Source organism: Acinetobacter sp. YH12070 (genome assembly GCF_013419625.1).
In the GTDB taxonomy this organism is placed as follows: domain Bacteria; phylum Pseudomonadota; class Gammaproteobacteria; order Pseudomonadales; family Moraxellaceae; genus Acinetobacter; species Acinetobacter amyesii.
In genome coordinates, this window is record NZ_VOZT01000014.1 from 63528 (window position 1) to 73027 (window position 9500).

The following is a 9500-nucleotide window of genomic DNA, read 5'->3' on the forward strand; positions in this document are numbered from 1 at the left end:
TGCCCTTTAGTCAAGATCTGTCCAACGTCTATTTACAGATTGACCTGCATTATTCATGTGAATCACTTTGGCATAATTTCCTACAGCCGTAGCATTTTCAGGAATATCTTTCGTCACCACACTACCCGCGCCAATCGTTGAATTATCACCAATCGTAATTGATTCCACGATACAGACATGAGGTCCAATATAAACATTATTACCAATTTTGGCTGCTCGACGACCACCATTGGCGCCAATCGTTGTGAATTGAGATAAATTGACGTTATGCCCAAGCTCTGCTGTGGGATTAATAACTAAAGGTCCACCATGTCCAATATATAAGCCATAGCCAATTTTAGTCGTGGTATGAATATCGATCCCATATTGCTTTCTTTTATAATAATAAATGGGATAAGCAAGTTTTGCTAAAAACGTTTTTGAACTGGCAATACGTAACCAAAATGAAAAATTAAAGCCGCGATTAAATAGGTAGTTTTTAATAAACAATTTAAAACTGACTTTTCCCGTATAACGATATAAATCGCTTTTGATGTATTTAATCAACATGCGCCAGACTCTAAATTGATATCGATGATTCCCATTTCAGCAAGCATATGTTTATTTACCTGATGCACATCATATTTATTCAGGGCAATTTCCCGCGAACGTTGTCCCATATACTCAATCAGTTTTGGATCTTCAATAAAGTATTGCATGCATTGCACCAAATCATCTACAGACTTCACTCCGACCAAATAACCATTCACACCGTGCGATACCGTTTCACGACAACCTGGTGCATCGGTGGTAATAATCGCCCGTCCCATAGCCATCGCCTCTAATACCGTACGTGGCGTGCCTTCACGGTAGGAGGGCAACACGTAGACCGAGCTTTCCGCAATTGCAGGACGGACATCACTGAGTTTGCCCCAATATTTGAGGCGATCATCGGCAATCCATTCATCGAGTTCGGCTTTAGAAATAGCTGATGGATTATCATCAATCCAACCGACCAAATGAAATTCCGATTCAGGATATTGTGCTTTGATGATGCGCGCCGATTCAGCATATTCGCGCACACCTTTATCACCCAAAAGCCGTGCAATAAGTAAAAATGAGGCTTTAACTGTCCCCACATCATTTTGCGGTAAGGGCAAGACATCAAAGTCTTGCACATTCACCCCTGAACCATTCACCACCACCGTCGGCTTACTAGCATCCAGTAAGTGCATGTCTTGGAACAGCTTTAAATCGTCTGGGTTTTGGAAAAAAACTTTGTCGCTACGTTTGAGCGCTTGCGCATATAAGCCATGCACCAGTTTTTGAAATAGACTGCGCTTACCCGCTTCTACATTTTGAAAGGCATAACCCAGACCAGTAATTAAAGCAAAACGATGCGGTACTTTCACCAGCCATGACGCGAGCGTGCCATAAATCACAGGCTTAATCGTATAGGACAGTCCGTAGTCAGGCTGAATTTGACGAATCTTCTGATAGAGATGTTTTAACAGTTTTAAATCCGACAGCGGATTGGTGCCTGTGCGCTGCATGGGAATTTCATGCAGATGATAGCCAAGGGCTTGCAGTTTTTGCTGTTCTTCAGGGAATGATGCGAATTCAGGCGCCATAATATGAATTTCGTAGCCTTGTGCATGAATAGCTTCCAACAGTTTCCCACGGAAATTTAAAACAGAAGGCAAAAAACTGCTGATCATCAGAAATTTCAACGGCTTTGCTCCCAAACTTGCATATATTGCTGACTCACTTTCTCAATACTGAAATGTGCTTCTACGCGCTCACGCACGGCTTGTTTCAACTGCAATCTTTGATCATTGCTTTGCTGCACATAATTTAAAATTGCTTGCACCAATACAGCCGAATTGCGCGGCGGTACAATTTCGCCAAGCTCTTGCACAATATATTGCGCATCACCAACATCGGTGCTGATACAAGGCAAACCTGATGCCATGGCTTCGACCAACACATTCGGAAAACCTTCGGTAATTGAAGTCATGAGGAATGCATCAATCGATTGATAAAAAGCAGGCATATCTGAGATTTGATCCAATAAATGGACTTTTTGACTATCCAATTGATATTGATCGAATAAAGCCTTTACTTCAGGATTCTCTAAACTCGCGCCGCTACCTGCAATTTTAAAGATGATGTCTTGATCCTTGAGTAAGCCCATCGTTTCAAACAAATAAGGGTAGCCTTTGGCCGTGTGATAACGCCCTGCAAAACCAATCACGATTGGTTCATGCAATTGGGGATTAGGCTGAAATTTATCGAGAAACACACCATTGGCAATCACTTGGCTATTGCCATTTTTAAAGCCGAAGGCCTGATGCTGCTGCATAGACGAATGCGCACAATAAATAATAGCACTAGGTTGCTGTGATAGTATTTTACTTATGCCCAAGGCAATCTTGGTGCTGATTGATTCATCTTTAGGAGAAGCAAGAGAATGATGAATACCCCATACGACCTTTGGTTTTTTCGCTAAACCAATAACACTGAGACTGGTCAATGCATTGGCATGGTACATCCAGCATTGCACCGTTGCGGGCTGTAGCTTTTTGAGTAATGCGCGCAGCTGACTCACCGTACTCAGCGTATTTAAACCATTCCAACCGAGCGCATAATGCGACTGACAACGCTCTAAAGTACTTTGATACACCTCGGAAGTTTTCATCAGTGCAATGATCACGTGCTGATAGTCATGTTCAGTTTGCTGAATTAAGCGTGCCAACATCATTTCGGCACCACCCACGCCTGCAAAGTTGGTGATCACATGTACCATCAAAGGTTTGCTCATGCCGCCGACTCCATCATTCGCAAATACTGCTTGAGTACGGTTTGCTTATGAAACTGCTGAATATGTGATTCAAAATCAGCATCTTGATATTGCACATAATCTGCAAATATCGCTTGCTGTATCGCTTGGGTTAAACCTGCCTGATCATTACATTCCACCAACAAACCAAACTTAGAGTTTTCTAGAATTTCCATTGGTCCACTTGGACAGTTGGTACTCACCACTTTCACTTTAGAGGCTAAAGCTTGAATAAGTACACCCGGCAAGCCTTCCCAATTCGAGCTTAAAACAAATAGCGATGCATATTTAAAATAAGCGTATGGATTGGCATCAAAGCCCGGCAAATCCACCACGTCTTTTAAACCCAATTCAGCAACTAAAGCCTCAAACTCTGCACGCAGTTCGCCCTCACCTAAAATCAATAATCGGGTTTCAGGATGCTGATCATGCAAGGCTTTAAAGGAGCGGATCAGAAAACCAAAGTTCTTTGCTTCAGTGAGACGCCCCACTGCCAAAATCACTTTATGGTCATCATTTAAAAATTTGTGTGTGACTGGCGCTTTGAGTTTTTCAAAATAGGCATCGTCCAATACAGGGTTATAAATCGTGCTCAGATTATTATTTTTATAGCCATAATATTCACGAAAATCGGCTTCAACCCCTTTGGAAACACAGACCACTTGCTGTGCCATGGGATAAGTCCAATTCACCAAAGTTTTCAGCAAAAATTTGGCAAGACCTTGCAATTTTAAGTTTTTGGACGGCGTAGATACTTCACGGAAGATTAATCGCGTTTTAACACCTGCGAGTCTTTTCGCAATACCTGCCACAATATTGGTGTGGGTTTGCGTTGCGACTAAGCAGTCGTATTGCTCAGCTTTCATTTTTATTTTTAAAGGCTTGATGCTATTCATCACCCGACCGCAATTAAAATTCACCAATTGAATTTTCGGGCTGACTTCAGGCAACAGCTTAGCTTTATCACCTGTGACATTACACACGCCCAAATGAATATTGAGACCTTGTTCCGCAAAGCTGTTGGCGAGTTGAATGACTGTACGTTCTGCACCGCCACCGCCCAAGCTTGGCAAAAAGAACATGACTTTATTCAACATATGCAGACCTAAATTTTAAAATGGGAGAATATTAATGCGGTGTTTTTGAGGCTTGAATCGCCATGGCACGCTCAACACGCTCACGATAATCCGTGATACCTGCCAGCTCACTATCACTGGCACAGGTGCTTTGAATTTTGGCTTGATAGTCGACAAAACTGGATACCACTTTGGCAGGTACGCCAATCGCCACGCTGTGATCAGGAATGTCTTTGGTCACCACTGAGCCTGCACCAATCACCACATTTGAGCCAATGCTCACGCCTGGCATTACAATGGTATTGACCCCAATAAACACATGCGAACCAACTTGAATTGGGGCAAAGCGTTGGTAGCGCTTGCCTTGCTCATCATGAACCAAACATGTACTGCCGTCATGGGTAATAAATTTCACCCCTGAGGTCACGGTCACATGATCACCAAGGCTGACCAAAAATGGTTCTGAGCCCCAGCTTTTAATATAGATTCGACAGTTTTCACCGACTTTTACACCTTTTTTACGTGCATAAGCCACACTGCCTTTTGCCATAAAATAAGCCAAATCAAACAGCTGTCGAAACGCAGAAACCATAAATGCCATACGCATGACCTATGTCAGGATCAGAAAATCAAAAGGGAGAAAATTAAGCTGAATATTTTACGCTGAAAATCTACTTTACGATATGGAAACCGCAGTCACGATGCAGGATGAAAAAAAAGATCAGAGCGATTTGATTTTTTTAACAGGACTACCGACATAGACACCTGATTCATCCAAAGGTTTCGAGACGAGGCTACACGCACCAATCACCGAATCACTTGGAATTTTCACACCATCAAGTACCGTCACCCGTGCACCAAGCCAAATATTTTCGCCTAAACTGACCCCTTGTTTAGTAATTGCATCTTTTACCAAAAGATCAGGTTCACCAAATTTATGATTACTGGCAATGATAATGCTTTGCGTGCCTATACGGGTGTTATCGCCAATGCTCACACCGCCACAGCCATTGATAAATGACTTAGAGTTAATGCTGACATCTTTACCAATCGACACCTTGCCACCAAAGCATTTGATATAACAACTTTCACCAATAAAACTGTTGTCCGCAATTTCTAAGCTTGCGCCTTGCTCGACGATTAAACTGACATGATCGCCAATATAAACATTCTGGCCAATTTTCACTTGACCACTAATATCAACCGTACAGGCTTTACCGAAATAACGAAATTTCGTGCCAAAAGCCACATTATAAAATTGCTGACGGCATTGTGCAGTGAACCAATTCATCAGTTTTAACAGTTTAAAAAACATCAGCTTTTGTTTCTCCACACCACATATAAAATGGCAAAGTTATAAATGATCAGCGCCACAGGCACCGCCAAGAGCATATAAATTTTATCGGTACATAAAACATATAAGCCTGCAAATAAAGCGAACTTAATGATGAGTTCTACGATTTGCAGTTTAAATAAGACTTGGCTATTCCGCTTGGCAATTAAATAAGCCGAGCTTGGCGGATTACAGAAAACCGCCCAATAGCCTAGAGCTAAAATTTGGAAATAAGTTGAGATACCAACCCATTCCGAGCCAAAAATCCAAAGATATACCGACTCAGGCAAGATAAAGAAAATTGCAAAAAGAGGCAGTGATACCAAACTTAAAAGCATACTTGCCTTTAACGCATTTTTGTTTGAATCTGTAGTTTTAAACTTACGGATAAAAAACTGACGTAGGGTTTGTGAAATTAAATTGATTGGGACACGTAAAGTCCGTTCGACAATGGCATAAAAGCCCATCGCCTGTACACCGACAAAATGCGACACCACATAGTATGGCAAGTTATGTGAAAAACTATTCAGCAAGGCATGCGGGGTATTGGCATAGATAAAATCTTGATAATTTTTAAACGCATGCCAACTGACTTGATAGAGCTGATACTTCAATAGGTAGAGCAACATCGCCACGATCATCAGGATCGAGCTGACATTGTAGCTATTCACCAGACTGATCTGCATAAACAGTGGCAAACTCAATTGCACTGCAACCACAATCGCACTTCTAAAAATATTTAAACCTGCACAAAAATATTCCTTATGCGCAGCAAATTGATAGTTATAAACGCTCTGAATCAGCGTATTGGCAAGCACACCAGTTGCCACAGCAAACGCCATTTCAACATTTAAAATCAGACTGATAACGATGCCACTCATCACAGCAATCACCGTTGAAAAGACTGCACCCTCAAAAATCAGGCTTTTTTTATCTTGTTCTTCGGCAACCAACAGTGCTTGATCCAAACGCAAATTGGCTACTGTTGAAAGTACACTGACTATCGCCAATGCAATCCCGTAAGCCCCAAAGTCAACAACAGAATATAGGCGTGTTAAAACAGGAAGTGCGATAAATGTCATTATCGCACCTGCCAGCAAACTGAGTGTAATCAGTCCAATAGACTGATATTTTGCGAAGAGTTTCGCAATCATCTGCTCAAGATCATTTTAAGTTATTGACGTACCAACGCATGGCCAATTGAATGCCTTCGGCAATTTTATACTGCGGTGCATAACCCAGATGTTGCTCAATTTTGGCAATGCTCGCTTGTGAATGACGTACATCACCTGCACGGAACTCACGGTAAACAGGATCACGCTCAAAGTTCACATCATTAGTTGCAAGCGCTGCCTGAATGGCACGATATAACTCATTCAACGTAGTACGGTCACCTAGTGCAACATTATAAACCTGAGTTTTTGCTTCATCACTTTGAGTTGTCGCAGCTAAAATATTCGCTTGTACAACATTTTGAATAAAACAGAAATCACGGCTGGTTTCACCATCACCATTGATGAAGACATCTTCACCATTGATCATGGATGCCGTCCATTTCGGAATCACCGCAGCATAAGCACCGTTTGGATCTTGGCGCTGACCAAACACGTTGAAATAACGTAAGCCAATTGCTTTAAACCCATAAGTTTTTGCAAATACGTCTGCGTATAATTCATTGACGTACTTCGTCACTGCATATGGAGATAATGGCTTACCGATGTTTTCTTCTACTTTTGGCAATGCGGGGTGATCACCATAAGTCGAACTGCTGGCTGCGTATGTAAAGCTGGCTACACCTGCATCACGCGCAGCAGTCAACATATTCAAAAAACCACTGATATTGGTGTCATTGGTGGTGATCGGATCGGCAATCGAACGCGGTACAGAACCTAAAGCAGCTTCATGCAGTACATAATCCACGCCTGCACAGGCTTTTTGGCAATCTTCTAATTTGCGGATATCACCTTCAATAAAACTGAATTTCGCCCATTGCTCAGCAGATACTAAACTTTGAACTTCATCCAAATTATGCTGATGACCTGTGGCAAAGTTATCTAAACCCACTACGGTTTGATCAAGTTTCAGTAGTGTTTCTAAAAGGTTTGAGCCGATAAAGCCTGCAACGCCTGTCACTAACCATGTTTTTGGCTGTGCTTTCAATTGCTCACAGACCTGTTGATATTGATTCATGAAAAATATGTCCTCTTACAAACGCAAATCAGATTCGGCTTGAGATAACACATATTTCAAGTCATACAATACATGCTCAGATTTACCTAAAGCACGGATCGCATCTGCACCCATGGCTTTAAACTGTTCATGTGCAACCGCTAAAATTACTGCATCATATTTGCCATTTTCCAGCGCCTGCACAGGGCTAATACCGTACTCATGTTCTGCCTCAGTCGCATCCACCCAAGGGTCATAGACATCGGCATCGATATGATATTCTTTCAGTTCTTTCACAATATCAATGATGCGGGTATTGCGGATATCCGGGCAATTTTCTTTAAAGCTTAAGCCTAAAATGAGGACTTTAGCATCTTCTACTTGAATGCGTTTTTTCAGCATCGCTTTAACAAGCTGCGTCACCACATATGCGCCCATGCCATCATTTAAACGACGTCCTGCCAAAATAATTTCTGGGTTATAGCCAATCGCTTGCGCTTTATGAGTCAAGTAGTACGGGTCGACACCAATACAGTGACCGCCCACAAGACCCGGACGGAAGGGTAAGAAATTCCATTTCGTACCTGCTGCTTGCAGCACCGCTTCAGTATCAATGCCCATTTTATTGAAAATCAATGCCAATTCATTAATTAAGGCAATATTCACATCACGCTGGGTGTTTTCAATCACCTTGGCTGCTTCTGCAACCTTAATGCTGGCTGCTTTATGTGTACCTGCCTCAATAATCAGGTTATAAACTGTATCAACATAATCAGCAACTTCTGGTGTTGAACCCGAAGTAATTTTTAAAATATTGGTCACACGGTGCAGTTTATCACCCGGGTTAATACGCTCAGGGCTATAGCCTGCATAAAAATCCTGATTGAATATTAAGCCTGAATTTTTCTCTAAAACAGGAATACAAACTTCTTCCGTTGCACCCGGATAAACCGTTGATTCATACACCACGATATCGCCTTTTTTCAGCACTTTCGCAATGCTTTCTGAGGCTTTCACCAACGGAGTTAAATCTGGTTGTTTATATTCATCAATCGGGGTTGGAACAGTAACAATAAAAAAATTACAGTCATTTAAGTCTTCTAAATTTGCGCTGTAACTTAATTGAGCTGATTGTGCTAATTCTTCAGGAGAAACTTCTAGGGTATGATCACGTCCGCTACGTAATTCATCAATACGCTTTTGATGAATATCAAAACCCACAACGGGTACTTTTTTTCCAAACTCAACAGCTAGCGGTAAACCGACATAACCTAATCCGATTATGGCAATTTTTAATTCGGAGAGTTGTAACATACTGAAGCCTATGTCATCGATGAATTATCAATCATCGTTATGTTGTAAATAGCGTTAAATTATATCAGAAAATCAAATTTCGATTGTGTAATGATGTTCTAAACATACATAAAAAGTCATACTGAACCGTACCGGGTTTGTCGGAGACATTTTTATTTAAGTTAGGCCACGTGACCTAACGGGTTAATCTTATCATAGTACATTGCTTCAAACTCAAAAGGCGATACATAACCCAATGCGCTGTGTACACGCTTTTTGTTGAACCAATCTACCCAATTTAATGTCGCAAGTTGTACATCCGCTAAACCTTGCCAGTCTGCTTTTAAATATTCAATCACCTCTGTTTTGTATAACCCATTCACTGTTTCAGCCAAAGCGTTATCGTATGAATCACCGGTCGTACCGACTGATGCTCGTAAATTTGCTGCTTCTAAACGATTGGTATAGCGAATTGAAAGATATTGAACACCTCTATCTGAATGATGAATCACATTCTTAGGCATACCTCGGTCATGCAATGCTTGCTCTAGTGCATCGAGCACCATGTCTGTATTCATACGTGTTGATACTTTCCATCCAACAATCGCTCGTGAGAACACATCAATAATAAAGGCGGTATAGACCCAGCCTGAATGAGTTTGAATATACGTGAAGTCACCGACCTGAGATACCGTCTTGGTAGTCAATCAGGTTTTGAGATTATTCGACCACTAAATAATCTCTTTGATAGGCAGTCTGATGTTTTAAAACGCCATAACACAGATGTATAAGCTTGCGCATTGCAGCACCT

The 9500-nt window shown here is 41.5% G+C and carries 9 protein-coding genes and 1 pseudogene; all 10 read right to left on the reverse strand.

The window, feature by feature from the left end:
* Positions 1 to 6: 6 nt before the first annotated feature.
* Positions 7 to 549 carry a serine O-acetyltransferase gene (locus tag FTU17_RS06050; protein ID WP_104498391.1) on the reverse strand — a complete coding sequence of 181 codons (543 nt, stop codon included), beginning with the start codon at positions 547 to 549 and terminating at the stop codon, positions 7 to 9.
* Positions 543 to 1709, reverse strand: a complete 1167-nt coding sequence (locus FTU17_RS06055; protein WP_180134919.1) for a glycosyltransferase family 4 protein — start codon at positions 1707 to 1709, stop codon at positions 543 to 545. Before FTU17_RS06055 ends, FTU17_RS06050 begins: the two co-directional genes overlap by 7 nt.
* On the reverse strand, positions 1706 to 2800 hold the full coding sequence (locus tag FTU17_RS06060; RefSeq protein ID WP_180134920.1) for a glycosyltransferase: 1095 nt from the start codon (positions 2798 to 2800) through the stop codon (positions 1706 to 1708). Before FTU17_RS06060 ends, FTU17_RS06055 begins: the two co-directional genes overlap by 4 nt.
* Complete coding sequence (locus FTU17_RS06065; RefSeq protein WP_180134921.1) at positions 2797 to 3915, reverse strand: glycosyltransferase; 1119 nt, start codon at positions 3913 to 3915, stop codon at positions 2797 to 2799. Before FTU17_RS06065 ends, FTU17_RS06060 begins: the two co-directional genes overlap by 4 nt.
* Positions 3916 to 3946: 31 nt before the next feature.
* Positions 3947 to 4495, reverse strand: a complete 549-nt coding sequence (locus FTU17_RS06070; RefSeq protein ID WP_180134922.1) for a DapH/DapD/GlmU-related protein — start codon at positions 4493 to 4495, stop codon at positions 3947 to 3949.
* Between the two features lie 120 nt (positions 4496 to 4615).
* Positions 4616 to 5209: a DapH/DapD/GlmU-related protein gene (locus FTU17_RS06075; protein WP_121531745.1), complete on the reverse strand. Its 594-nt coding sequence runs from the start codon at positions 5207 to 5209 to the stop codon at positions 4616 to 4618.
* Positions 5209 to 6381 carry an oligosaccharide flippase family protein gene (locus FTU17_RS06080; protein WP_180134923.1) on the reverse strand — a complete coding sequence of 391 codons (1173 nt, stop codon included), beginning with the start codon at positions 6379 to 6381 and terminating at the stop codon, positions 5209 to 5211. The genes FTU17_RS06075 and FTU17_RS06080 overlap by 1 nt, the downstream gene beginning before the upstream one ends.
* 10 nt (positions 6382 to 6391) lie before the next feature.
* Positions 6392 to 7417, reverse strand: coding sequence for an NAD-dependent epimerase/dehydratase family protein (locus FTU17_RS06085; protein ID WP_180134924.1), 1026 nt, complete (start codon positions 7415 to 7417; stop codon positions 6392 to 6394).
* 15 nt (positions 7418 to 7432) lie between these two features.
* Positions 7433 to 8710 (reverse strand): Vi polysaccharide biosynthesis UDP-N-acetylglucosamine C-6 dehydrogenase TviB, encoded by a 1278-nt coding sequence (tviB, locus tag FTU17_RS06090; protein ID WP_180134925.1) that lies wholly within the window; start codon positions 8708 to 8710, stop codon positions 7433 to 7435.
* Positions 8711 to 8871: 161 nt separating this feature from the next.
* A pseudogene (locus tag FTU17_RS06095) lies at positions 8872 to 9372 on the reverse strand (IS3-like element ISAba34 family transposase); the annotation flags it as partial.
* Positions 9373 to 9500: the final 128 nt, after the last annotated feature.

What these genes read in the sequence shown, in the direction of transcription:
- tviB (WP_180134925.1), bottom strand. Translation starts at nt 8,710, where the DNA reads ATGTTACAACTCTCCGAATTAAAAATTGCCATAATCGGATTAGGTTAT.
- FTU17_RS06070 (WP_180134922.1), bottom strand. Translation starts at nt 4,495, where the DNA reads ATGGCATTTATGGTTTCTGCGTTTCGACAGCTGTTTGATTTGGCTTAT.
- FTU17_RS06050 (WP_104498391.1), bottom strand. Translation starts at nt 549, where the DNA reads ATGTTGATTAAATACATCAAAAGCGATTTATATCGTTATACGGGAAAA.
- FTU17_RS06065 (WP_180134921.1), bottom strand. Translation starts at nt 3,915, where the DNA reads ATGTTGAATAAAGTCATGTTCTTTTTGCCAAGCTTGGGCGGTGGCGGT.
- FTU17_RS06060 (WP_180134920.1), bottom strand. Translation starts at nt 2,800, where the DNA reads ATGAGCAAACCTTTGATGGTACATGTGATCACCAACTTTGCAGGCGTG.
- FTU17_RS06080 (WP_180134923.1), bottom strand. Translation starts at nt 6,381, where the DNA reads ATGATTGCGAAACTCTTCGCAAAATATCAGTCTATTGGACTGATTACA.
- FTU17_RS06085 (WP_180134924.1), bottom strand. Translation starts at nt 7,417, where the DNA reads ATGAATCAATATCAACAGGTCTGTGAGCAATTGAAAGCACAGCCAAAA.
- FTU17_RS06075 (WP_121531745.1), bottom strand. Translation starts at nt 5,209, where the DNA reads ATGTTTTTTAAACTGTTAAAACTGATGAATTGGTTCACTGCACAATGC.